Origin of the sequence: Komagataeibacter europaeus (assembly GCF_002173515.1) — a bacterium.
Classification (GTDB): domain Bacteria; phylum Pseudomonadota; class Alphaproteobacteria; order Acetobacterales; family Acetobacteraceae; genus Komagataeibacter; species Komagataeibacter europaeus.
The window spans coordinates 675,482-699,219 of the sequence record NZ_CP021467.1 but is presented as its reverse complement, the minus strand read 5'-3'; the positions used below and the strand labels follow the sequence as shown (position 1 = coordinate 699,219).

Sequence of the window (23,738 nt, the reverse complement as noted above, 5' to 3'; positions counted from 1 at the left end):
GGCTATCTTTCTTCGTTTTCATTCGGAATGGGCCACGATGGCGCGCAGGCGGTCGAGGTCGAGGATATGTATGGCGCGCCGCTGCCGGGAAATGAGCTTTTCCCGGTGAAAGGCGCTGAGCAGGCGGCTGACCGTCTCGGTCGTCAGGCCAAGGAAATCGGCTATGTCGGCGCGGGAAATGGCGGGATCGACGGGCCACAGCGCGCCCCGTCCCATGCGGGTCCCCTGCACGACCAGGAAGGCGGCCAGCCGTTCGCGCGCGGTCTGGCGCCCCAGCATCAGCAACCGGTTATGCAGCCCCACCAGCACCTGCCGCGCGGTGTGCAGCGACGCGGCGCAGGCGCCGGGCGATGTTTCGTGCAGGTGCCGCAGGTAGGGTGTCGGCACGCACGTCACCCGCAGCGTGTGCATGGCTTCGGCGCTGTAGTGGTAATGCGTGCATGGATAGGCAGGCAGCACGTCCCCCTTGTGGGCGAAACCGATGATCTGCCGCCGCCCGTCCGGAAGTGACTTGAACAGGCGCGCCCCACCACTGACCACATGGAAATGCATGTTGGCCGGCATGCTTTCCGTCATGAACTCCTGACGGTTCACATAATGGCGTTCCACCCCGGCCAAGGGATTATGAAGCTGCGTTAAAGGCATCTTTATCTTTTTCTGTTCCCGACAGGACTGCGACAGTTCTGACTAATGACATCTTTTTGCCATAAGTTAATTTGTAAAATGCATGCAGAATAAACAGACGCAATTGTTTATATATCCGTACATCTTATATTTTTGCGTAATTGTCGGATAACTGCCGCACCCTGCCCTGTAAGTATCTGGCCATTCTGGCCGCATGGTGGCGTGTTCCCGCCACGGCGCGGTCCGGGCGCTGGCCCGCACGGCCGGGCCTGGTGCCGGTGGGGGTGGATATTCTCCCCCCTGCCCGCCCGCGCATGGTCCGGATCACGCCACGGCTGCATTACCATTTCCCGGTGATGGCGACCGGGGGATTATTCCCGGTTTCCCGCGATCCGTCCGGGAATGGATCACGTCGTTCATCTCCCCTTGCACCGCGGGGCCTGTTGCCCGGTAGGGTACGGTGCCAGTGTGTTGCCTCGCCTGCTGCAGACGGGCGCGGTGCGCCCGGTGCGGTCTGTGTGCCCGGTGTCCCCCGGCCGATGGCAAGGGGATGGGCGGCCTGCCTACACCCGCGTGGTCAGTGTAAAAGGCCGGGATGTTCAAATAATGGTGCCGCCGGTGCGGGGACAGGCGGGCACGCTGTTCCACTTTTTTACTTCCGCCCTGCCCCACGGTATGGGGGATGGCGGATGCACGTTGATATGCCTTTCATGCAGTGGGCATGAGCCATGAATATTACGCTGACAGTTTAATATTTCATGAAAGTATACTGAAATGTTTTGAAATAATTAGGTAAAAGATATGATAGGCCTATGAAAAAAAATTGTTTTCAGCCCATCATAATCACGGGGTCATGCCCGATTTTTACATGGACGCACCGTTTCCCCGGCGCTGGCCCGAAGGGAAAGGACACGAAATCCGCCCCGTCATGGGTACGGAACAGATCGCCCCGAAGGATGGCGAACCGGGATGCGCAATGGGCACCCGAACGGGGGATTATGGGGGATGGAAGGCGACCGTCACGGGCCGGGGCGCGATGCCCTGCTTTTCCGCCCCGCCCGAACGCAATCAGGCGGGTACGCGCCTGCGCACCCGCCTGATACCGTCCCGACAGGACAGGCAGCTTACTTCTTCGCAGCCGCGCGCTTGCCCAGAAGCTGGATTTCGGAGGCATTGACCCCTTCGGGGTCAAGGGCGGCCCTTTTGGCGATGGCCTGTTCTTCTTCCGTGGCGTGTTCGCCGCCCTTCAGGACGTGTTCGGCCAGACGGATGGTTTCCGCTTTCGTCATGATGGCGGGGGAATGCGTGGCCTTGCGCACCAGATCGTGGATGGAACCGGCCGCATGCGGGACGCGATGTTCGCTCATGGTAGATAACTCCTTATGATATCACCATATGTTGAGCGTCCACCACACGGTATCAATACACAGTTTGAAATATTTTCTATCTATCCGGCGTATCAATGCCGGCCAGGCCATCGGATACGCGCTGTCCTCAGCCCTTTCCCGGTGGCGGATGGCCGGGCAGCCCCGTCAGGATCATGGCGGTGGATGGCCGCGTAGCCGCCACATACAGCAGTTGCTGTGTTTCCAGCACGTTGGTCGCGGCCCGACGGGTAATGTCGCCTATATCCACGAAAACACGGCCAAACGTGCTGCCCTGCGCGGTATGCACGGTCATGGCATAGACCGCCTGCAGCCGCCCGATGCCGCGACGGAACACGAAACGGTGCTGCCAGCGCGCGCGTTCTTCCACCGCCTCGCGCCGCAGGCGGCGTTCGATGGCCGCCATGTCCGCGCCGGGTCGCAGGATGGGCACGGGCACTTCCTCCCCCGGCAGGGTGCGCAGCACCACGTCATGCACCGGCAGTTCGGTGGTCCAGCCCGCGACCTTTGACGTGGCGGGAAAGGCATGGCGCAGGATGGCGGGGCGGATGTCGATCACCTCCGCCTCCTCATTGGTGGCGACGACAACGCGCCGCCCCTCCACATCCATGACCGGGGCGCGGGCGATCACGCGTTCGCCCGCGACAAAGGGGGTTGGCGTCTCGCCGCCATGCACCCAGCGGCGCACCATGCGGTTGACCGCCTCCACCCGTGCATTGGTCCAGCACAGGTAGCGGAAGGCGTCGCTGTCGGCGCGGAATTCATCGGATGTAAAGGCACGCTGCATCCACGCATCGGGCGCGCGCGGCACGAACAGGCCCGCGCCGTCACGGTGATTGGCGCGGCACCATGACCAGTCCAGCGGGCCGCCCTGGCTTTCACGTATGGTTGTGGCGGCGGCGACCAGCGGGTTGCCCGCCGCCTGCCGCACCACCGTTTCAAGGTGCGAGGCCGACCGGATGGCGAATGACGGGCTGATCGCCTCCCCCACCGGCGGCAGCTGTGCCGGGTCGCCCACGAACAGCACGAAACGGTCGGGCACCAGTTCACGCACCCAGCGCATGAGTTCCGATCCCACCATGGAACATTCGTCGATGATGATGACATCCGCCGTAATCGGTTCGGGCCGGTCGGCGCGCTGCAGCACCTCGCGCCCGCCATCCTGCGTGCCGGGCTGCAGCGACAGGACGTTATGGATGGTGCGGCAGGGCGCAAGGCTGCCCACGCGCGCCTTCAGCACGGCGGTGGCCTTGTGGGTCGCGGCGGTAAAGACCACCTCCGCCCCCTGTTTGCGCAGCGCACGGGCCACGCGCTGCATGAGCGTGGTCTTGCCCGTGCCGGCATAGCCGGTCAGCAGGTGCGTAGCACAGGTCGTGCGCGCGGTCAGGATTTCCGCCAGCGCGCGTTCCTGGCACGTTGTCAGTTCCAGACGCGACATGGGACGGACCTGCGAAAAGGGTAAGCGGCATGCGGGGCCATCGGGCCGGGGGTGATCCTTGATCCGTTGATGCGATGGGGACGAGTATTAGGCCGCCCCACCCCATCGGGCCAGTGGAAATGCGCGTCTCCCTACGTAAGCGCATTGCTGCTGTCACATGGGGAACCCCCGGCCATTACAGCGCATGCCAGGCCCGGCATCCTGTGCCGCTGCATCAGTCGGGATATCAGGCCATCCCTGTCCCGCCATGCGGAAAATGGCGATCAGATGGCACTGGCGAACATGAACCGACAGGCGACAATAGACTGATAAAAATAAAGGTTTCAGGCGCTGCGGCGGCCCGCGACCCAGACTTCCCGCACCGTCAGGTCCGGTCCCATCACCACCATGTCCGCCCGGCGTCCGTGCATGATGACGCCACGGTCATGCAGTCCCAGCCAGTTGGCGGCATGCGTGCTGACCAGCGCCGCCGCCTGCGGCAGGGACGCGCCGGCCTGAATGGCGTTGCGCAGCGCCTGGTCCAGTGTCAGCACGCTGCCCGCCAGCGTCCCGTCATGCAGGCGGGCCACGCCATCTTGCACCATTACATCCTGTCCCCCCAGCGAACTGGGGCCATCGCCCATGCCGGTGGCGCGCATGGCGTCGGTAACAAAAACCAGCCGCTGCCCCATGACCCGGTGCGCAAGGCGGAACAGGGCGGGATGGACGTGATGGGTGTCGAAAATCATCTCGGCATAGGCGTCGCCGCTGCACATCAGCGCCGTGGCCGGGCCCGGCGCGCGCGCCATGATCGGCGGCATGGCGTTGAACATGTGCGTGCCACCGGCCACGCCACCGCCGCCACATATGCGGCATATGGCGCGTTCGGCCTGTTCATGATCCGCCTGCGTATGGCCGATATTGACCCGTATGCCCGCCTGTATGAACTGCTGGATGGCGGTATCGGCATGTTCCATTTCCGGCGCCAGCGTCACCAGCCTGACCGCCCCGGTCTTTATGACCGCGCTGACCCGCGCGGGCGTGGGCAGCTGGGTATGCGCGGGCTGCGCGCCGCGCCGGTGGGGGTTGATGAAGGGCCCCTCCAGATGCGCGCCGGGAATGCTGGGGCCGCCCTGCGTCCCGTTGCGCATGACATCGACCACCGCACGCAGCGTATCGGTTATGTCCGACCACGGGGCGGTCATGGTGGTCGGCAGCAGCGTGGTGGTGCCCTGCGCCATATGGAACATCGCCATGTGCCGGATCGCCATTATGCCATCCATGGTGTCCGCCCCGTCGCCGCCATGAACGTGGGCGTCAATGAAACCGGGCAGGATGTAACGGTCGGGCACGTTGTGCGACAGGGGCCGCACATCTGTAATTGAGGTATCGAACACGACACGACCCGGCATGACCCGGTCTGGCAGGACGATGTGGCCATCAATATTCACGGTGCTGCTTTCCCTGTTCGCTCTGGTTGAGGCTGTCTGTGCGTGTTACCGCGTTGGCGCGGCGGATGCCATAACCTGCCCGATATGTCGCGGGCATTCCGTAAAATGATACGTATTGACAACAAAACGGAAATTCAGGACCGTCTGCGCATCATTGCGGGAAAAGATAACGGTATGCGCGGACGATGTGACAGGCACGGATTACGGTTTTCCCTGCGCCTTCTATGCACTGGCCTGACCCTTGCCCTGTCGCCGGTGGCGGCACGGGCCGCGACGGATCATGATACATCCGTCGCAGGCCAGGTTGATCTGGCGCACTGGTACTGGGGGCCATACAACACATGGTCGTGGCGGCACATGCGCGAGGTATTTCCCAGCGCTGGCATTACCCATGCCCCGATGCCACAACCCCTGCCCGACGCCCCTGCCCGCCCGGCCACGCAATGGCGGGTTACGGATCACGCAGGCGGCCGGGCGAAACCCCTGGCGCAGGTCCTGTCGCGCAACCATGTCGATGCGTTCATGGTGATGCAGCATGGCAGGCCGGTGGTGGAATGGTACGCCCGCGCCGATCAGGAACGTGTACCGCACCTGATCATGTCCATGTCGAAATCCATGGTTGGCACGCTGGCTGAAATCCTGATTGCCGCGGGCACGATTGATCCCGAACGACAGTTGACGTCATGGCTGCCGGAAATGCGCGGGACGAATTACGATGGCGCCACCCTGCGTCAGGCGCTGGACATGCAGATATCGGACCGGATCTTTGAATCCGAAGCCAATGGCGCGCTGGATTATGAAGACAGCGACCGCGCGGGTGGCTGGCTGCCGCCCCACCCCGACAGCCCGCGTGACCTGCATGCATGGCTGGCCACCCTGCACCACCCGCACGGGCCGCCGGGGGAACATTTCCTGTATCTGGATCAGGGGGCGAACGTGGTGGCGTGGGTGCTGGAACGTGCGACGGGTAAGCCGCTGTCCACCCTGCTGACGGAAAAGATATGGATGCCGATGGGCGCGCGTGATGATGCGTATTACGTGCTGGACCGATCGCACGAAGCCTATGCCTCTGCCGGGATGAACGCCACCCTGCGCGACATGGCCCTGTTTGCGCAGATGATGCTGCATGACGGGCGGGTCGATGGCCGTCAGGTCGTGCCCGATGCGGCGATTGACGCCCTGTATCACCGCGCGGACCGTGCTGTCTGGGCGCGTGACCGGCAGGGGCCGGAAATCACGCAGGGCTTTCCCGGCTTTGAACATGGCGGGTATCGCAGCTTCTGGTATGCCAGTGGCGAAAGCTGCCACCGCATGGCGGCAATCGGCCTGGGCGCGCAGTTCATGCTGATCGACCCGCGCAATGACATGACGGCGGTTGTGCTGTCCGCCACCCCGAAATCCGATGATGACGCCGCCGCCCTTACGGTGGATTACCATGTCATTGACCAGATCATGGCACAGGTGGGTGGTCATCCCTGCACGCCGTCCTGACCCATGCCGGGCGCCTGGACGGAGGACGGCTACATGTCTCCCCGCCCGGATGGCTGGACCCTTGATGGCGGGTGGCGGGCCGCACCGCTTCGTGGTCCGTCCGGGCAATGGGACGGGCGCCCTGCCCCCGGCCGCGGGTAAGCACCACAGCCCATCACGCCGTGTACCGGCGGGCAGAAAGGGAATTTTCCCGCACACACATGCGTAAACCGCCATGGCGCGTGGGACGTGACCGGGTGTCTTGCCCCAACCGGAAAGACGAAGACCGATGGATCGTGGCGTGGAAACCATGGCGGTTTCCCGCACTGTGTGTCATCCGGGCCATGCCGTCATGACCGGCCCCATGGTGGTTACACGGTCATGCCGGCGGGTTGGTAGGCGGAAAACCATGCCGCCAGTTCTTCCGCCGGCAGCGGCTTGGAGAACATGTAGCCCTGCAGCACGTCGCAATCCATGTCCGCCAGCAGGCGACGCTGTTCCTCATGCTCGACCCCTTCGGCAACCACGGTCATGCCCAGGCTCTGGCCAATGCGGACCACGGCCATGACCACGGCGCGGACCTTTTCAATGCTTTCCAGCCCGGTCATGAAGCTGCGGTCGATCTTCACCTCGTTCACCGGCAGGCCAGCGAGGTTGGACAGGCTGGAAAAGCCGGTGCCGAAATCATCCATCGACATGCCGACCCCCATTTCCCGCAGCTTCTGCGCCACGCGGATGGTGCGTTCGTAATTGTCGATCATGGTGCTTTCGGTAATCTCGATCGTCAGGCGTTCGGGCGGAATGCCGGTTTCCTTCAGCAGCCTGTCTACGAATTCCGGCAGCGTTTCGTCACGGAAATGCAGCGGTGACAGGTTGACCGACACCACCGGCACGTCCACCCCGTCGCGCATCCACTGCGCCATCTGCATGCAGGCGGCGCGCAGGGACCACTTGCCAATGGCCTCGATCTGCCCGGTTTCCTCCGCCACGGTAATGAACCGCGCGGGGGAGACGAAGCCCAGCGACGGGTCGATCCAGCGGGACAGCGCCTCCACCCCATATAGCTGGCCGCTGCGGGCATGGACCTGCGGCTGGTAGAACAGGCGCAGCCGGTCGTGGGCGATGGCGTCGCGCAACGCGGCGGCCAGGATCAGCCGGTCACTGGCCTGCTGGTTCATGCGCGGGCTGAAGAAGCAGCAGTGCCCGCCGCCATTCGCCTTGGCCTGGAACATGGCGGTCTCGGCATTTTTCAGCAGGGTGTCCCCGTCCTCGCCATTTTCGGGGTGGACGGCCACGCCCAGGCTTGCGGACAGGCTGACCGGAACGGCGCCGATATGGGTGGGCTTGCCCAGCACGCGCAGGATCGTGGCGCTCAGCGCGGAGGCATGCTGCTGTTCGCCATTGGTGACGATGGTGAACTGGTCCCCCCCGCTGCGCACCAGCGTGTCGTCAATGGTCAGCACGTCACGCAGCTGGCTGGCGATGTGGGCGATCAGTTCATCGCCCGCCGTGTGGCCAAATACATCATTGATATGCTTGAAGTTATCCACCCCCACGGTCAGCAGCATCAGGTTGCCGCGCACGTGGCGGCGCAGGATGCGGGCCATGTTCTGGCGCAGCCAGCGGCGGTTGGGCAGGCTGGTCAGCAGGTCGAAATCCGACAGGCGGTTGATGTGTTCCTTCGCCTCGTGCCGTTCAATGGCCAGCGTGCACAGGTGCAGGCTGGTGGCCACCGCCTTCTGACATGCCGTGTCGGGCAGCGCGTCGGTGCGTGAATAACACGTGAATACCCCCGCCACCCGGTTGTTGCGCAGGATGATGGGCGTCGCGCGCGCGGCCTTGATGCCGTTATGCAGCGTCTGTTCGCGCAAGTGCTGCCAGCGCGGGTCGTGGGCGATGTCGTCGCATTCGGTCACGTTGCCGGTGGCGGCCGCAATGCCCGAACACGCGGCCCCGTCCCCGATCGGCAGCGTGTCATACAGCTTGACCAGCGACAGGGGCAGGCTGGCGCGGCCCTTGCATTTCAGGTGTTCGTCCTTTTCCACCAGGTAGATGGCGGGCATGACGTCGGGAATGTAGTGTTCGATGCGGCGGCAGATGAAGTCCATGACTTCATGCAGGCTCAGGTCGCTGGATATCGCCTCCAGCGTGTCGCGCTGCAGGCTGTCAAGGAAATGCTGTTCGGTAATGTCGGTCAGGACGACGACAATGTTCTCGATCTCGCCACTTTCGCTGAACACGGGGTTCATCGCCGCCGATACCCATATGTCGCGGCCGCTGGCGTGGCGGGCGCGGATTTCCAGCGTGAAGCCACGGGCGTTGCGCGCGCCTTCGTGCAGCTTGTTCAGGATGCCGATATCCGTCGTATCCCCCGCCAGGATGACCGACAGGCCGTGCCCCGTCACCCGTTCGGGGCCAAAGCCGAACATGTCGCTAAAGGCGCGGTTGACGTAGATGATGCGGAATTCCGGGTCCAGGATGGCCACGCCACGGTCGGTTTCGCGCACCACCAGCGACAGCAGGCGGATCTTTTCACGGTCGTCCACTTCCTGCGAAATGTCGCGGATCAGCGCCATGTAGCCGATCTTGCCATCCACCGCGATGCGCGACAGCGACAGGCTGGCCCAGAAACTGGTGCCATCCAGCCGTTCCACCAGGACCTCGCGGCTGGTGCCGACGATCTTGTTGATGCCGGTTTCGCGGTTGTGGCGGATCAGGTCGTCATGCGTGGAACGGATGTTGCGCGGCACCAGCACGTTGACGTTACGCCCGATCACGTCCTGGCGCGCGCAGTGCCACAACCCTTCCGCCGCACGGTTGAAGAAGGTTATGGTGTTGTTTTCATCAATCAGGACAACACCAAGGATGGTCTGTTCCAGTGCAGGAAGGACGGTTACCTGCATGTCATCTATCATGTCGCGGGGCATCGGGCTGCTGGTCTCCTGCTGACTGGAAACGAACGGGGATGAAGCTGCAGTATGGCGTCGGGCCGAAGCCGTCCGGGCCACTGCAATAAGCGACAGCCAGCATGATGTTTCATGCACATGCAGGGGTTAAGAAAAAGTATATGGAAGTATATATAAAATATTGTATTACACATTCATGTATTCACCCCTGAATGCCGCGCCGGTCACGGGCGCGCCGGGGGCGGTGGCGCGGCCTTACATAAAAGTGAGGTATGTAAAAGTAAGCTGTCGCGCCGTGCCCCATGGGGGTATGCTGCGTCGCCTTCCATCACGCGTCCCCGCCGGGGCCGTGCGGGTCGGCGCAACCCCGGCCGGTCAGGTGCAGCCCGCACCCGCCCCGGCCATGGCAGGAGCGGGCATGGTACTGACACGGACCTATCATGCGATGATGACAGCCACCGGGAAGCCGCATGCCGCCGCCCGGTTCCGGGCATGGGGGCGCGTGGCATGAAATGGGCCACCGACCATATCCAGCCCCATGGCTGGCTGCTGGCGTGTGACGCGCGGCTGGAACGCATCGTGCGCTGGTCCGCCAACGCGCCGCGCTGCCTTGGGCGCGACGGGCTGGCGGCGGGGCTGCTGCTGCGCGACGTGGTGGGGCGGCAGGCGACCCACAACATCCGCAACGCCCTTGCCACCCATGGGGAAGCCCACCGCCGGCCCGCCCTTGTCTTCGGGCAGGACGCGCCGGATGGCAGGCGCTATGACATCGCCATCCATACCGCCGGGCCGGACATCCTGCTGGAATGGGAACCCGCCGCCGACCCGGACGGGGACGGGGCGCACCTGTCGCTGCTGCGCACCATGATCGACCGGATCCGTGAGATCACGGATTTCGACCGCCTGTTCCGCACCGTGGTCCGGCTGTTCGCGGGCGTGCTGCATTTCGACCGCGTGATGCTCTACCGCTTTGCCGAAGACGGGTCGGGCGAGGTCGCGGCCGAATACCACGTCCCCAACCTGGAAAGCTTCCTGGGCCAGCATTTTCCTGCCAGCGACATCCCCGATCCCGCCCGCAGGCTGTACAGCACCAACCTGATACGCGTGATCGGTGACGTGGGGGCGGTTCCCATCCCCCTCATCTCGCCCGCCGGCATGGCGCCGCCCGACCTGTCGCATGCCCACCTGCGCGCGGCCACCGCCAGCCACGCGGACTACCTGCGCACGATGGGGGTCGCGGGGTGCGTGTCCGTCTCGCTCATGGTTGACGGGCGGCTGTGGGGCATGATCGCGGGGCACCACTGCAGCCCGCACGTGATGAACATGAGCCAGCGGATCGTGGCGCGCATGTTTGGTGAATTCCTGTCGCTGCAGATCACCAACCTGCTGCGCACCAAGCGGCTGGCCATGACGCGGCAGACCCACACCCTGATCGAGACGCTGCTGAAGGGCGCGGCCCCGGTGGCGGACATGCCGTCCTACCTCATGGCGCACCTGACGGACCTGCTGTCCTTCGTGCAGTGCGACGGGGCGGCGCTGTGGGTGGGCGGGCAATGGACCCTGCATGGCGTGCATCCCCCGCCCGCAGCAATGGACAGGCTGCTGGGACTGGCCCGCCTGTGCGCGGGCACGCAGATCTGGCATACCACCTGCCTGTCGGCGCAGGTGCCCGACGCGGCGGCCTATGCCGCGCAGGCGGCAGGCGTGATGGTCGTGCCGATTTCCTCGCAGCCGGGCGACTACCTGCTGGTGTTCCGGCGCGAGGTGGTGCGTACCCTGAAATGGGGCGCCGACCCCGCCGACCGCCCCAGCCAGCAGGCCGAGGACGGGTATTTCGGCCCCCGCACCAGCTTTGCCATCTGGACCCAGCAGGTCACGGGGGAATGCCTGCCGTGGTCGGGTGACGACATGGAGGCGGCGACCCTTGTCCGCTCCGCCCTGATCGAGGTGATGGGCGCGTACCACCAGTTGCAGCTGACTGAACGCGCCACCGCCGACCTGCGCCAGCGCATGCTGAACGAGGAACTGAACCACCGCGTGAAGAACATCCTGTCGGTGGTGCAGTCACTGGTCAGCCAGCCGCTGGAACCCGGCGGTACGGTCGAAGGCCATGCCGAACGGCTGCGCGGGCGCATCCGCGCGCTGGCGCTGGCGCATGACCAGGCCGTGCGCAGCGAGGGCGGCGGCCTGCTGCGCGCGCTGCTGGATGCGGAACTTGCCCCCTACCGCGAGCGTTGCTTCATCACATGCGACGGGCCACCCGTCTGGCTGACCGGCCGCGCGCTGTCGGTTCTTGCGCTGGTGGTGCATGAACTGGCCACCAACGCCGTCAAATATGGCGCGCTGGCCCATGCACATGGGCGGCTGGACATTTCGTGGTCGCATGACGCGGCGGCGGATGAATGGCGCATTGCATGGCGCGAAAGCGGGGGGCCGGGCATCGCGCCGCCCGTGCGCCGGGGGTTCGGTTCCGTCCTGATCGAACGCGGCTTCCCGCATGAACTGGGGGGCCGCGCGCACATCAACTACCGCCCCGGCGGGCTGGAGGTGGTCATGGACCTGCCCGCCCGCCACGTGAACCCCGCCCCGCCACCTGTGGCGCAGGATGTGACGGCCGCCGCATCCCCCACGCCGGGAAAGGAGAAGAAAGTGACCGACGCCGATATCCTGCTGGTCGAGGACCAGTTCCTGATTGCGATGGAAGCCGAATGGGCGATCGAGGAAAGCAATCTGGGGCAGGTCCGTACCGTGGCGTCGGTATATGAAGCGCTGACCGCCATCCGCACCCGCGTGCCGGATGTCGCGATACTGGATGTCAACCTTGGCGACGAAAACTCGATCGAGGTCGCGCACATGCTGCGCGCGCGTGGCGTGCCGTTCATTTTCGCCACCGGCTATGCCGACCGCACCATGATCCCCCCCGACCTGCGGGATGTCCCGGTGGAGCGCAAGCCGTATTCCGCCACGGCCCTGGCCGAACGCATCCGCCAGCTTGTTTCGTGATCACGCCCCCCGCGCCGAGGAGCCGCCAGATGTCCCGTATTCCCGCAGCCTTCATGGGCGGCGCCGCCCTTGTCGCGGCCCTGGTGGTCCCGGCCGCCGCCGCGCTGGCCGCCCCGCGCACGGACCTGTTGCAGGTGCCGCCGGGGTTCCATGTCAGCGTCGTGTCCGACCATGTGCCCAGCGCGCGTGAAATGGTCCGTGGCGCGCGGGGCACCATATTCGTCGGCAGCATGGCGGCGGGGAATGTCTATGCCCTGAGCGGGGTGGATGGCGGCGGGACGGTGCGGGTGCAGACCATCGCCCACGGGCTGGACCTGCCGGTGGGCGTGGCCTACCACGATGGCGACCTGTATGTGTCCGACATGCGGCGCATTGTCGTGCTGCGTGATATCGAGGACCACCTGGATGACCCGCCAAAGCCGGAGGTCGTGGCCGACAACCTGCCCTACCGCCCCGGCGACCATTCATGGAAGTTCATTGCCTTCGGGCCGGACAACCGCCTGTATGTACCCATTGGCGCACCGTGCAACATATGTGACGTGGGCCACGAATTCGGGCGCATCATTTCCATGAACGCCAGTGGCGCGGACCGCCGCGACGTGGCGTATGGCATCCGCAACTCGGTCGGTTTCACGTGGCAGCCGGGCACGGGGGTCATGTGGTTTACCGATAACGGGCGCGACAACATGGGCGATGACGTGCCATCCGATGAACTGAACCGGGTGGACGTGCCGGGGCAGTCCTTCGGCTACCCCTACTGCCATCAGGGCAACGTGCCCGACCCGCAGTTCGGCAGCCAGCATCCGTGCAGCGAATTCACCCCGCCCGCCCTGCTGCTGGGCGCCCATGTCGCGGCCCTGGGGCTGCGGTTTTATGAAGGCATGGAATTCCCCGCCGCCTACCACGGCAGCCTGATGATTGCCGAACACGGGTCATGGAACCGCAGCCAGCTATCGGGATACCAGGTGGTCAGCGTCAGCTTTGACGCGGAAAACCACCCCCAGCCCCCCACCGTGCTGGTCAGCGGCTTCCGGCAGGGGCAGCGGGCATGGGGCCGTCCGGCCGATGTCCTGCCCCTGCCCGATGGCAGCATGCTGATCAGCGATGACATGTCGGGCGCCATCTACCGCCTGACCTATGGGGACGCCGCCCCCGCGCACTGACCGTAACGGGGCGCGCGCCCCGTTTTTCCTTAACTGTTACGGAGGCCCCCGCCATGTTCCCGCGCGCCGCCGCATATTCCGCAGCCCTTGTCACCCTGCTGGGCCTTGCGCCCGCCATGGCCGCCGTGCCGCCGGCATCGCCCCATCCCGCCGTGCTGCCCGACACCACGCAGCCCGCCCCGCCACAGCGGTCGTACCGGCATTTATGGACCGATGACAAGGGCGTCAGCCACATCACCACCTGCCCGCTGCATGATTTTTTCCTGAAAAGCATGTCCCCGCCCGCAGGCCCGCAATGGCAGGACCCGATGGCGCCACAGGTCGCGACCGTTATGGTAACGGTGCAGCCCGCGCATTGGGATGGCACATGGCACCCCGACCCAAAGCCCCAGTGGATCGTGCCGTTGCAGGGCCGGTGGTATGTCCGGGCCATGGACGGCACGCGGGTGGAGATGGGACCGGGTGACATCCTGTTTGGCGAGGACCAGGGCGTGCGCCCCATGGAAAACGGCCCGTACCGGGGCAAAAAGGGGCATGACGCGGGCAATGTCGGCAACGGGCCGGTGACGCTGATGGTCATTCAGTCTGCCAATGAACCGGTCATCAACCAGCCCTGCCGGTATCACTGAACGGCCTGAAAAAATGGCAGAAGTTTTTGGTGAAGCTGTTTTCAAAAAACTTCGGGAGACGCCGCCCCGCTTTATCCACAGATTCCGGGGATAGGGAGAAAGATAACCCTGTGGAAAAAATCGGGAGATCCGTATTCCTCCTTTATTTTCAACATGTTTCCCCATGGTCGTGGAGTTTGCCCGCACACCTGCCCCTTTCACCGCCCGCACGTACTGCAGGGATGATTTTTGGGCTGTGCAGACAGGTGCTTTACGGAAATAATAATTCGTTTTCGTAATATGGGGATCCTGTTGCAGCATGGATGAATTCGTTATCCGCGGTCATGTCGTCAATCCGGTCGCCATCGACCGGGCCACCATGACGGACAGCGTGGTGCATGTGGGCGCGGATGGCAGGATCGTGGCCCGGCATGACGCCGGCACCCCCATGGCGGCCCGGGTGCTGGACCACGCCGCCCGCCATGGCATGGCCGTGCACGCACTTTCGCCCGCGCAACTGCTCATGCCGGGATTTGCCGACCTGCATGTCCACGCCCCGCAATGGCCACAGATGGGCCGGGCGCTGGACCTGCCGCTACGTGAATGGCTGGAACAGCGGACCTTCCCGCTGGAAGCCCGTTTTGCCGATCCCGCCTTTGCCGCCCCGGTCTATGATGAAATGGTCCGCACCCTGCTGGCCAACGGCACCACCACCGCCGTGTTTTTCGCCACCATTCATGAAGAAAGCAGCCTGCTGCTGGCGCGCACCTGCCTGCGCCACGGCCTGCGCGCCCATGTCGGGCTGGTGGCGATGGATGACCCGGCGCTGTGTCCCCCCGCCTATCGCAATGCCAGCGTGGAGCAGGCGCTGGCCGCCACCCGCCGCTTCATCCATGCCGTGCGTACCCTGCCGGATAACGAAGGGGCCCTTGTGCGCCCCATGGTCACGCCACGCTTCATCCCGGCCTGCACGGACGGCCTGCTGCGGGGACTGGGCGCACTTGCAGCGGCGGAGGACTGCCTGATCCAGACCCACTGTTCCGAAAGTGACTGGGAACATGATTATGTCCGCCAGCGGACCGGCGTGAACGATACCGTGGCGCTGGACCGCTTCGGCCTGCTGCGGCGCGGCACGGTGCTGGCGCATTCATGCTTCATGACAGCCGATGACATGGCGCTGGTCCACGCACGCGGCGCGGCCATTGCGCACTGCCCCATTTCCAACGCCTATTTCGCCGGTGCGGTGCTGCCGTTGCGCAGGGCGTGGCAGGCAGGCGTGCATGTGGGGCTGGGCACGGATATTTCGGGCGGGTATTCCCCTTCCGTCGCGGTCAATGCCGCCATGGCGGTGACGGCCGCCCGCATGCTGGATAGCGGCACCGATCCCGACCGGCCCGCAGCAACGCGTGGCGCGCCCGGTTCACGCCTGACCTTTACCAATGCCCTGTGGCTGGCCACCCGTGGCGGGACTGCGGCACTGGGCGTTGACGCCGGTCAGTTCGCGGCCGGTCAGGCATTTGACGCCATCCTGATCGACCGCGCCGCCCCCGGCAGCAACATCCTGCCCCCCACCCATGGCGAACCGGACAGCGTGGCGGAGGACGTGGTGCAGCAGATCCTGTGCAACATCGGCAGGCCCAACATCCACACCGTGTGGGTGGCCGGGCGGAAGGTGCATGGGTCATGAAAGCGTAAAATCGGCCATATGCCGACAGGGTGACACAATGACACGGTAACAGGGGCACGCTGCCTGTCGGCATATGGTTTTCCAGCCGGCCTGGATGGCCCGGAACGCCTGATCGGCACGGGGGGGGATCAGGGCAGGCCGCTTACCCCGTCCACCGCCCAGTTCCAGTCATATAGTTCAAGGTCGTTCATCGTCGCCCCCGCGGCCACGCGCAACTGCCCATGCTGGTCATGGATGGGACCGTTGAACGGCGACCAGCCCCCCATGATCCGCGCGCGCACGGCGTCGGCCTGGTCGCGTACCGCCTGCGGCACGCGCTGGCCCCATGGGTCGCGGTCCACGCCCTGCCCCATCATCAGCAGTTGCGGGATCGGCCGCCACGTGCCCGCCAGACGCGCGCGCACCTGCGCAATGTAGAACTGCGTGAAATCCAGCACGACCGACGCCACGTACGCATCCGGACCGAACTGGCGTATGTCCTTGTTCCACATCGCCGCCCACAGTCCGCGTTCCTGCGCCACGTGCAGGTAGCCCGCTTCATCCATGATGCCGAACAGGAAGTCACACCCCTTGTCCGCCAGCGCGTTGGCGGCCTGAATGGCGGCCTGCGGGTCGAACCATGCATTGATGCTGATGACCTGCATGGTGGCGTCGGGGTTGACGCTGCGCGCGCCCATCAGCGTCGCGTTGGCCCCGGCATAGGCCGAGGGCAGCGGAAAGGACGCGATGAAGCCCAGCTTTCCATCCCTGCTCAGCAGGCCCGCCGCCACCCCGATCACGTAGCTGACATACCAGTGCGCGATGTAATACCAGCTGACATTGCCCCGCAGGGGGCGTCCGTCACACTGCATGAAGGCGGTTTCGGGCGCACGCGCGGCCACATCGGTCAGGAAGTCCCCGTAATCCGCGCCGGTCATGACCAGTTGCGCGCCCTCGGCCACGAATTCACGCAGCAGGCGCGTGGCGTCGGCGGAGTACGGCACGCTCTCCACATAGACCGTGCGCAGTTTTGGAAAGGTCCGGCGCACGGCCTGCAATGCCACATGGTGCATTTCGGTCCAGCCGCCATCGCTGGTGGGCCCGACATAGCCCAGCGCCAGCAGGGCGTCCTGCTCCGCCACGGGGGGCATGGGCGGCACGTTGGCATAGGGCGCGGCAAGACCCGCCAGAAGCCGTTCGGTGGCCGTGGGGGCAGCCGCCCACCCGTTGCGGGGCAGGAACCCGGTGGAAAACGCGGCCCCCGCAGTGGCCAGAAGCTGCCGGCGCGGCAGGGTCATGCATGTAGTCCTATGGCAATGGGCGGACGATGCGCGACCGTCCCGTCCGGGGCATCCGGCTGACCGCATGCCCGGGATGCATGGTAACCATGCGTGCGCCAGGCACAAGGGGGGACTGCGCCGTCCTGCCCCTTTTGCATCAGCCAGCCATCGGGTGATCTAGTCCAGTCGCTGTATCCGCCGTGCCTGCCGCGCATGTTCACGCAGGATATCGCCCAGGGCCGCCATGGTGGGTTCGCAGTTTTCCACCAGCACCTTCCCCGCCACGATGGTGGTTCCCGCCACGGTGGGGCCACAGCGCAGCCATGCCTCCAGCGGGTCGGTCAGGGCACCCGCCAGCGCCACGTCGCTGGCATGCCAGATCACAAGATCGGCGCACGCGCCGGGGCGCAGGTGCCCGATCTCGTCTTCCCAGCCCAGGCAGGCAGCCCCGCCACGGGTTGCCATGTCCAGTGCCTCACGCGCGCCCATGGCCTGCGGGCCGTGGCTTATGCGGCCCAGCAGCATGGCGTTGCGCGTTTCCATCCACATGGAGGCATGGTCCGTCGTGGCCGATCCGTTGCAGCCCAGGCCCACGCGGATGCCCCGTTCGCGCATGTCCAGCGCATCGGCGCTGCCACCGCCGATCATCATGTTGGAACTGGGGCACTGCACCACGCTGACCCCGGCGCCTGCGATGCGGTCGATTTCCGATGACGAGGGGTAGATGTAATGCGCGATCCACGTGCGCGGACATGACCAGCCCATGCGCTCGAACTGTTCGGTGGGGGTGCAGCCGTACAGGCTCAGGCAGTAATCGTCCTCCTCCATGTCTTCGGCCAGATGGGTATGCAGGCGCAGGTCGAGGCGTTCGGCCATGGCGAGGGATTTACGCATGATCCCTTCGGACGCAGAAAACAGCGAAACCGGACCCAGCGCCACCCGCCCCATGGCGCCCGGGCCGGGGTCATGGTACGCGCTGGCCAGCCGTTCGCAGTCGGCCATGATCGTGTCCTCGTCCTGCACCACGGCGGTGGGGGGCAGGCCGCCATCTTCCTGCGCGCGCGTCATGCTGCCACGGGTTGCATAGAAGCGGAAACCGATTTCGCGCGCCGCACGGAACTGTTCGTCGATCAGCCGGGGCCGGGGGTGGACGTACATATGGTCCATGGAGGTAGTGCACCCCCCCAGCAGCAGTTCCACCATGGCGACATAGCTTGAGGTGAATACGCTATCCGCATCCAGCCCTGTCCATAGCGGGTACAGGGTCTGCAGCCATGGTAACAGGCGCATCCGCGTGGCGGGGGCGTAGGAACGCGTCAGGTTCTGGTACATATGGTGGTGCGCATTGACCAGTCCGGGCGTGACCAGCCGGCCGTGCGCGCTTATGACGCGCGCGGCCGGCGGGGGTGGCTGTCCGGGTCCACCGACGGAATGGATGCGATCTTTTTCAATGGCGATCCAGCCGCCGGGAATTTCCCATTCGCGGTCAATATACAGGTGGGCATCACAAATCAGAATATCGATCATTACTTAACCATACTGTTCCAGCCCCGATGCATGCGGGATGGGGGGAAATCCGACATGCCGGGAAGCTGGACACGTAAATACTGAACCAATCACTATTTAATTAAGTTGTTTAACTGTTTTTCGGGAACATGCCACCATCACGCGCGGCTGTCCATATGTATAGATACGGGTGTGCGGGGAAATATCAGCAGAAACAACCTCGGATTGTGAAAAAACAATGCATCCGGATGCAGTGGAGTTGCCGTGGCGGCTGTATTGATTACAAACAATTAACTAAAAGTATCATTTATGTACACCAAAAGGAGTAAGGACTTTCCCTCCGCCGGGTGACAAGTGGTCGGAAACGTAGATTTATCCTGATAGGTTGATAAACTTAACTTCCGGTTAAAACATGATTACATCACAAGAATACCTGCAGTTATCATGCCGTTTGTAGGTATTATTTCCTAATCCCGTAGGTAAGAATGCCCGCGCGAGCGAATACTGGAACGCATCCTGTCAGGTCAAACCGGTATGGGGTATTGGTCATTTGTGATTTTCTGTAATCATTATATTAAAAAATGTAAATCACGCCGCCATCGGGTACTTAATGTTTCATAGTGTTGCGAAGTTGCGCAATGCCTTGATCCTGACACATTCCTGATCGCCGGAAACAGGATTGTCCCGCAGGCGGCCCCTTTCCGCCGGATGGCCGGGGACGGGGCGCCATGCTTCAAGAAATCTATAATAAATATCTATGAGATATGTCAGGCGCGTAACCACAGGTTGTAATTTCTCATGCATCCGCCCTGCCCTCCCCATTATGTGATCGGAGGAGGCATTGTGTCGTGTGCATGGGTTGCATTCCCCCTGCCCCGTGGCGGATACCATCATGCAGGGCGGGAACCCTCCCGCCATCAATGGAAACAAGGGGCATGCTGGTTCACGAAGGGGCAACGCGCAGTATCGGCACCGACCTGCGCCTGGGCTGCACGCTGGCGGCGGTGGCGGGCGCGGTCAACGTGGCGGGGTTTCTGGCCGTCGGGTATTACACCGCCAACATGACCGGCAACCTGTCGGCGCTGGCCGTGGGCGTGGGCGACGGGGGCATGGTGTCCGTGCTGTCATGCGCGGGCGTGCTGGTGGCGTTTGTCACGGGCGGGTGTATTGCGGCCGTGCTGGTGGGCATGGGCCGCAGGCACGGCCTGCCCGCGGTCCATGCCGCGAGCATCGCGCTGGAGGGTGCGCTGCTGATCGCCCTTGGCATCCTGTCGCGGGTGCTGCCCGCATGGATGGAGGCAGGCGGCCTGGGCTATGGGCTGGGTTTCCTGATGGGGTTGCAGAACGCCACCGTCACCCATATTTCCGGCGCGCGCGTACGCACCACCCACATGACCGGCATGCTGACCGACCTTGGCATGGAACTGGGGCAATGGCTGCTCGACCCCGGCGCGGCGCGGGTGCGCGAACGGCTGCGGCTGCATGGGGCGATCATCGCCTGTTTCGTGCTGGGCGGGGTCATGGGGGCGGCGGGATACCGTGGCTGCGGCGTACGGGTGCTGGTGTTCATGGGGTTCGGGCTGGTGGCCCTTGCGCTGCCGGGGCTGTGGCGGGCGATGCGGCGCTGACCCGCCGGGGCGGGTGCTTGCAATGGCACCCGGTGCTATTTTATCCTTGGCGCGGGAAATGCGGGCAGGCCCGCGACAAGCCGGGAGCATCACGTGACAAAACAGACAAAGGCCACCGAATTCCTGACCGCCAGCGGCGTGCCCTTTTCGGTGCATGATTATGAATACGCGCCCGGCGGCGGGCTGATCGGGATGCAGGCGGCGCAGTCCATCGGGGCGGACCCGGGCTGCGTGCTCAAGACGCTGGTGGTGGAAGTAGACCGCAAGACGCCGGCGTGCCTGGTGGTGCCTGCCGATCACAAGGTGAATTTCAAGAAGGTCGCGGCCCTGTTCGGCGGCCGCAACGCACGGATGATGAGCCCGGAAAAATCGGCGGAACTGACCGGGTTCCGCTCCGGCGGGACCAGCCCGTTCGGTCAGGAACACCAGTTGCCCGTCATCCTGTCGGCGGATGCCATGGCGTGCCCGCATGTCTATGTCAACGCGGGCGACCGGGGGCTGGTGGTACGCATTGCCCCCGCTGATGCGCAGAAGGTGGTGGCGGCACGCGTGGCCGATATTTCAGCAGCCCCCGCCCCGGCGGAACCAATCAAAAATTAACCTTTGGCGTCCATAACCCGTCCCTGAACAGAACAGGGACAGGATGCACGATGGCTGTTTCCTCAAACAATGCGGAAATGGCTGATGACTGGGCCACGTTCGATCCCGCATGGTACCGCGCCCGTTACGCGGCGATGCTGGACCTCATGGACATTCCCGTGGAACAGACGCGGGAATTCCATGACACGCATGGCGTGGCGCTGGGGCATGCGCCCAACCCCTTTTTTGATGAGGAATGGTACCGCGCCACCTATCCCGACGTGGCGGCACAGGTCACGGCGGGGACATGGCGCAGCGGGTTCGACCACTACCTGAACGCGGGCGCGCGCACCCATAACCCGCACTGGCTGTTTGATGAACGCGCCTATCTGGCGGCCTGTCCCGACATAACGCCCGCGACGCTGGATGCGGGCGGTTACCGCAACGCCTATGACCATTACCTGCGCGTGGGTGATGGGGAAATGCGCGGCGGGTCATGCTTTTTCGACCCCGAAACCTGCATTGCCCTGCTGGCGGAATGCGACCAGGACGGCACGCGTCGGCCCTTTGCCGCCTATCTGCGTCGCGGCATGGATGCCCTGCCGTGCCGCAGCGTATCGCTGTATTTCGATGCGGAATGGTATGTGCAGGCCTATCCCGAAGCCCATGCCGAAATCACGCAGGGCCTGTGGCGCAGCGCCCTGCACCATTACCTGTGCAATCCCACGCCGCAGGCGTTCGACCCGGGACCGTTCTTTTCCGAATCCTTCTACGCCATGGTCAACCCCGACGTGCAGGCCGCGATCGAGGCAGGGGCGCTGCGCAACGGCTATGCCCACTTCCTCAGCGACGGGGTGCATGAACAGCGCAAGCCGTGTTCCACGCTGGACCTTGCGCACTACATGCGCGACCCCGGCGTGCAGGCCGATATCGCCGGACGCCGCGCGCGTGACGGGCTGGGCCATTACCTGGCGGCCCGCCCCGACCTGAAACCGCCACCCCCGCCACAGGTCACGGAAGATCAGGCCCGCGCCCTGTTCCGCCACATGTGCGCCGCCCGCCTGCCGCTGCTGCTGGATGGGCGGATTGATTTCACCACCGACGCCCCCCCTGCCCTGAGTGTCATCATCGTGGCGCATGACCAGTTTGAACTGACCATGTCCACGCTCGCCTCGCTGCGGGCGAATTACCACGGGCCGATGCAGGTGGTGGTGGTGGATTCCGGGTCGCGTGACGGTGTTGCCGGTATCGAGGACCATGTGCGCGGGATCGAGGTGCTGCGCTTCGCGGGCAATATCGGCTTCGTGCGCGGGTGCAACGCCGCCCTGCGCCGGGTGCGGGCGCCGGCAACGCTGTACCTCAACAACGACGTGGACCTGCAGTACGGCGCGATTGCAAACGCCCTGTCGCGGCTTATGGCGGACGAGACGACGGGCGCGGTTGGCGGCCGCGTCATCCGCACGCATGGCATGCTGCAGGAAGCGGGTAGCATGATCTGGCGCGACGGGTCGGTGCAGGGCTACATGCGCGACGCCCACCCCTGCGTGCCGGAAGCGGGCTTCGTGCGCGCGGTGGATTTCTGTTCGGGCGTGTTCCTGATGGTCCGGACCGAGGTGGCGCAGGTGCTGGACGGTTTTGATGAAAGCTTCGCCCCCGCCTATTTCGAGGAAACCGACCTGTGCGTACGCATCCGCGCGCTGGGGTACCGGATCCTGTATGACCCGGCCGTCTGCCTGGTCCATTACGAATGCGGCACGTCGGACGGGACCAGCGCGTCGCGCCTGATCGCGCGCAACAGCGACCTGTTCATCCGCCGCCACGCATCCGGCCTGCGGCGCAGGCTGCTGCGGCATGCCCCGAACGAGGCCCGCGCACGCCATGCGGATGACGGACGGCATATCCTGTTCATCGAGGACAGGCTGCCGCTGCGTCACCTGGGTTCGGGCTTCACCCGGTCGCATGACATCGTGACCACGCTGGCCGGCCTTGGCTACCACGTCACGATCTATCCCATATTCCGCCCGATCGAGGACGCCGCGACGCGGGCGGCGGCCTTCCCCGAGAACGTGGAAGTCATTCACGACCGTGAACTGCCCGACCTGCCCGCCTTCCTGCGCGCGCGCAGCGGGTGTTTCGATGCGATATGGATCGCCCGCACCCACAACGCCGCCCGCGTGGCCAGTATCCTGAACGACGCGGCGTCATACATTCCCGCCGGGCGCATCGTGGTCGATACCGAGGCACTGGCCGCCTGTCGGGACATGGAATACGACCGCCTGCACGCGATCACGCCCTCGCGCCCGCTGGACGCGCGACTGGCGGATGAACTGCGTCCGCTGTTCGTGGCGCAGCGCGTGGTGGCGGTCAACACGGCGGAGGCCGACCTGCTGCGCGGCGCCGGATTTGATAACGTGTCGGTGCTGGGCCATGTGCAGGCGCCGCGTGCTACCGGGCCGGGATGGGCGGCGCGGCGGGATATCCTGTTCCTTGGCGCGGTGCATGACATGGCCTCCCCCAACCTTGATTCACTGGCATGGTTCAGCGGGCAGGTCCTGCCGCTGCTGGTGGCGCAATTGGGGCCTGACATCCGTTTCAGCGTGTGTGGCCATGCCAGTCCGCGCGTGGATCTTGGCCCGCTGCGCCACCATCCCAACGTGCGCATGCTGGGCCGCGTGGCCGATACCGCCCCGGTCTACGACCACCACCGCGTATTCGTGGCCCCCACGCGTTACGGCGCGGGCATTGCCTACAAGCTGCATGAAGCCGCCGCCAATGGCCTGCCGGTCGTGGGGTCGCACCTGTTATGCCGGCAGGCAGGGTGGCGCGACGGGCAGGACATGCTGTGCGCCAGCATCACCGATCCCGCGGATTTTGCGCGTCAGGTCGTGCGCCTCTATCATGACCAGGCATTATGGGACACGGTGCGCGACAATGCGCTGACACGCATCACGACCGAACACGCCCCGCAGGATTACCGCAACGCGGTAGCCACCATCATGGACGCCGTATTCACGCGAGGCTAGTGGCCGGGCCTGTTTCCGGCGCCCAACCG

16 protein-coding genes are annotated in these 23,738 nt (G+C 64.7%); 9 read left to right on the top strand and 7 right to left on the bottom strand.

Features of this window, described 5'->3' with window-relative positions; all coding sequences use genetic code 11:
• Positions 1-18 precede the first annotated feature (18 nt).
• From S101446_RS03020 to nagA, 4 genes are all read right to left on the bottom strand, one after another.
• The gene (locus tag S101446_RS03020; protein WP_087607565.1) at positions 19-645 is read right to left on the bottom strand and encodes a helix-turn-helix domain-containing protein; all 627 of its coding nucleotides are present in this window, start codon (positions 643-645) and stop codon (positions 19-21) included.
• A gap of 1,103 nt (positions 646-1,748) precedes the next feature.
• A complete protein-coding gene (locus tag S101446_RS03010) occupies positions 1,749-1,991 on the bottom strand; it encodes a hypothetical protein (protein WP_010509420.1) in 243 nt (80 codons plus the stop codon).
• 127 nt (positions 1,992-2,118) lie between these two features.
• A complete protein-coding gene (locus S101446_RS03005) occupies positions 2,119-3,447 on the bottom strand; it encodes an ATP-dependent DNA helicase (RefSeq protein ID WP_087607563.1) in 1,329 nt (442 codons plus the stop codon).
• 323 nt (positions 3,448-3,770) lie between these two features.
• A complete protein-coding gene (gene nagA / locus S101446_RS03000) occupies positions 3,771-4,877 on the bottom strand; it encodes an N-acetylglucosamine-6-phosphate deacetylase (protein WP_010509416.1) in 1,107 nt (368 codons plus the stop codon).
• 174 nt (positions 4,878-5,051) lie between these two features.
• Here nagA and S101446_RS02995 point away from each other — a divergent pair, with 174 nt between their 5' ends.
• Positions 5,052-6,368, top strand: coding sequence for a serine hydrolase domain-containing protein (locus tag S101446_RS02995; RefSeq protein ID WP_244184438.1), 1,317 nt, complete (start codon positions 5,052-5,054; stop codon positions 6,366-6,368).
• 350 nt (positions 6,369-6,718) lie between these two features.
• On the opposite strand, the gene S101446_RS02985 is transcribed toward S101446_RS02995, so the two are convergent.
• Positions 6,719-9,274, bottom strand: coding sequence for an EAL domain-containing protein (locus tag S101446_RS02985; RefSeq protein ID WP_019091839.1), 2,556 nt, complete (start codon positions 9,272-9,274; stop codon positions 6,719-6,721).
• Positions 9,275-9,449: 175 nt separating this feature from the next.
• Between S101446_RS02985 and S101446_RS18335 the strand changes: the two genes are divergently transcribed.
• The 5 genes from S101446_RS18335 (at position 9,450) to S101446_RS02960 (ending at position 15,714) form a co-directional block, all read left to right on the top strand.
• A complete protein-coding gene (locus S101446_RS18335) occupies positions 9,450-9,764 on the top strand; it encodes a hypothetical protein (RefSeq protein WP_231289923.1) in 315 nt (104 codons plus the stop codon).
• On the top strand, positions 9,761-12,256 hold the full coding sequence (locus tag S101446_RS02975; protein ID WP_244184436.1) for an HWE histidine kinase domain-containing protein: 2,496 nt from the start codon (positions 9,761-9,763) through the stop codon (positions 12,254-12,256). The genes S101446_RS18335 and S101446_RS02975 overlap by 4 nt, the downstream gene beginning before the upstream one ends.
• A 29-nt stretch (positions 12,257-12,285) precedes the next feature.
• Entirely contained in the window at positions 12,286-13,419 is a 1,134-nt protein-coding gene (locus S101446_RS02970; protein ID WP_053323019.1) for a PQQ-dependent sugar dehydrogenase, read from the top strand.
• Between the two features lie 53 nt (positions 13,420-13,472).
• Complete coding sequence (locus S101446_RS02965) at positions 13,473-14,048, top strand: cupin domain-containing protein (RefSeq protein ID WP_087607561.1); 576 nt, start codon at positions 13,473-13,475, stop codon at positions 14,046-14,048.
• Positions 14,049-14,346: 298 nt separating this feature from the next.
• Positions 14,347-15,714, top strand: a complete 1,368-nt coding sequence (locus S101446_RS02960) for an amidohydrolase family protein (RefSeq protein WP_087607560.1) — start codon at positions 14,347-14,349, stop codon at positions 15,712-15,714.
• A gap of 128 nt (positions 15,715-15,842) precedes the next feature.
• Here S101446_RS02960 and S101446_RS02955 read toward each other — a convergent pair whose 3' ends face one another.
• Both S101446_RS02955 and S101446_RS02950 read right to left on the bottom strand, forming a co-directional pair.
• Positions 15,843-16,991: a BMP family ABC transporter substrate-binding protein gene (locus tag S101446_RS02955; RefSeq protein WP_087607559.1), complete on the bottom strand. Its 1,149-nt coding sequence runs from the start codon at positions 16,989-16,991 to the stop codon at positions 15,843-15,845.
• Between the two features lie 159 nt (positions 16,992-17,150).
• Entirely contained in the window at positions 17,151-18,500 is a 1,350-nt protein-coding gene (locus S101446_RS02950; RefSeq protein WP_053323023.1) for an amidohydrolase family protein, read from the bottom strand.
• Between the two features lie 914 nt (positions 18,501-19,414).
• On the opposite strand from S101446_RS02950, the gene S101446_RS02945 reads away from it, so the two are divergent.
• The 3 genes from S101446_RS02945 to S101446_RS02935 all read left to right on the top strand — a co-directional run bounded on the left by S101446_RS02945 (position 19,415) and on the right by S101446_RS02935 (position 23,709).
• Positions 19,415-20,107 carry a YoaK family protein gene (locus S101446_RS02945; RefSeq protein WP_244184428.1) on the top strand — a complete coding sequence of 231 codons (693 nt, stop codon included), beginning with the start codon at positions 19,415-19,417 and terminating at the stop codon, positions 20,105-20,107.
• A gap of 93 nt (positions 20,108-20,200) precedes the next feature.
• Complete coding sequence (locus S101446_RS02940; RefSeq protein ID WP_010509390.1) at positions 20,201-20,707, top strand: aminoacyl-tRNA deacylase; 507 nt, start codon at positions 20,201-20,203, stop codon at positions 20,705-20,707.
• A 50-nt stretch (positions 20,708-20,757) separates the two neighbouring features.
• A complete protein-coding gene (locus tag S101446_RS02935) occupies positions 20,758-23,709 on the top strand; it encodes a glycosyltransferase (RefSeq protein ID WP_087607557.1) in 2,952 nt (983 codons plus the stop codon).
• Positions 23,710-23,738: the final 29 nt, after the last annotated feature.

Excerpts from the sequence above, each read along its gene's own strand:
- S101446_RS03020 (WP_087607565.1), bottom strand. The coding sequence starts at position 645 with ATGCCTTTAACGCAGCTTCATAATCCCTTGGCCGGGGTGGAACGCCAT.
- S101446_RS03010 (WP_010509420.1), bottom strand. The coding sequence starts at position 1,991 with ATGAGCGAACATCGCGTCCCGCATGCGGCCGGTTCCATCCACGATCTG.
- S101446_RS03005 (WP_087607563.1), bottom strand. The coding sequence starts at position 3,447 with ATGTCGCGTCTGGAACTGACAACGTGCCAGGAACGCGCGCTGGCGGAA.
- S101446_RS02995 (WP_244184438.1), top strand. The coding sequence starts at position 5,052 with ATGCGCGGACGATGTGACAGGCACGGATTACGGTTTTCCCTGCGCCTT.
- S101446_RS02985 (WP_019091839.1), bottom strand. The coding sequence starts at position 9,274 with ATGCCCCGCGACATGATAGATGACATGCAGGTAACCGTCCTTCCTGCA.
- S101446_RS18335 (WP_231289923.1), top strand. The coding sequence starts at position 9,450 with ATGTATTCACCCCTGAATGCCGCGCCGGTCACGGGCGCGCCGGGGGCG.
- S101446_RS02975 (WP_244184436.1), top strand. The coding sequence starts at position 9,761 with ATGAAATGGGCCACCGACCATATCCAGCCCCATGGCTGGCTGCTGGCG.
- S101446_RS02970 (WP_053323019.1), top strand. The coding sequence starts at position 12,286 with ATGTCCCGTATTCCCGCAGCCTTCATGGGCGGCGCCGCCCTTGTCGCG.
- S101446_RS02965 (WP_087607561.1), top strand. The coding sequence starts at position 13,473 with ATGTTCCCGCGCGCCGCCGCATATTCCGCAGCCCTTGTCACCCTGCTG.
- S101446_RS02960 (WP_087607560.1), top strand. The coding sequence starts at position 14,347 with ATGGATGAATTCGTTATCCGCGGTCATGTCGTCAATCCGGTCGCCATC.
- S101446_RS02955 (WP_087607559.1), bottom strand. The coding sequence starts at position 16,991 with ATGACCCTGCCGCGCCGGCAGCTTCTGGCCACTGCGGGGGCCGCGTTT.
- S101446_RS02950 (WP_053323023.1), bottom strand. The coding sequence starts at position 18,500 with ATGATCGATATTCTGATTTGTGATGCCCACCTGTATATTGACCGCGAA.
- S101446_RS02945 (WP_244184428.1), top strand. The coding sequence starts at position 19,415 with ATGCTGGTTCACGAAGGGGCAACGCGCAGTATCGGCACCGACCTGCGC.
- S101446_RS02935 (WP_087607557.1), top strand. The coding sequence starts at position 20,758 with ATGGCTGTTTCCTCAAACAATGCGGAAATGGCTGATGACTGGGCCACG.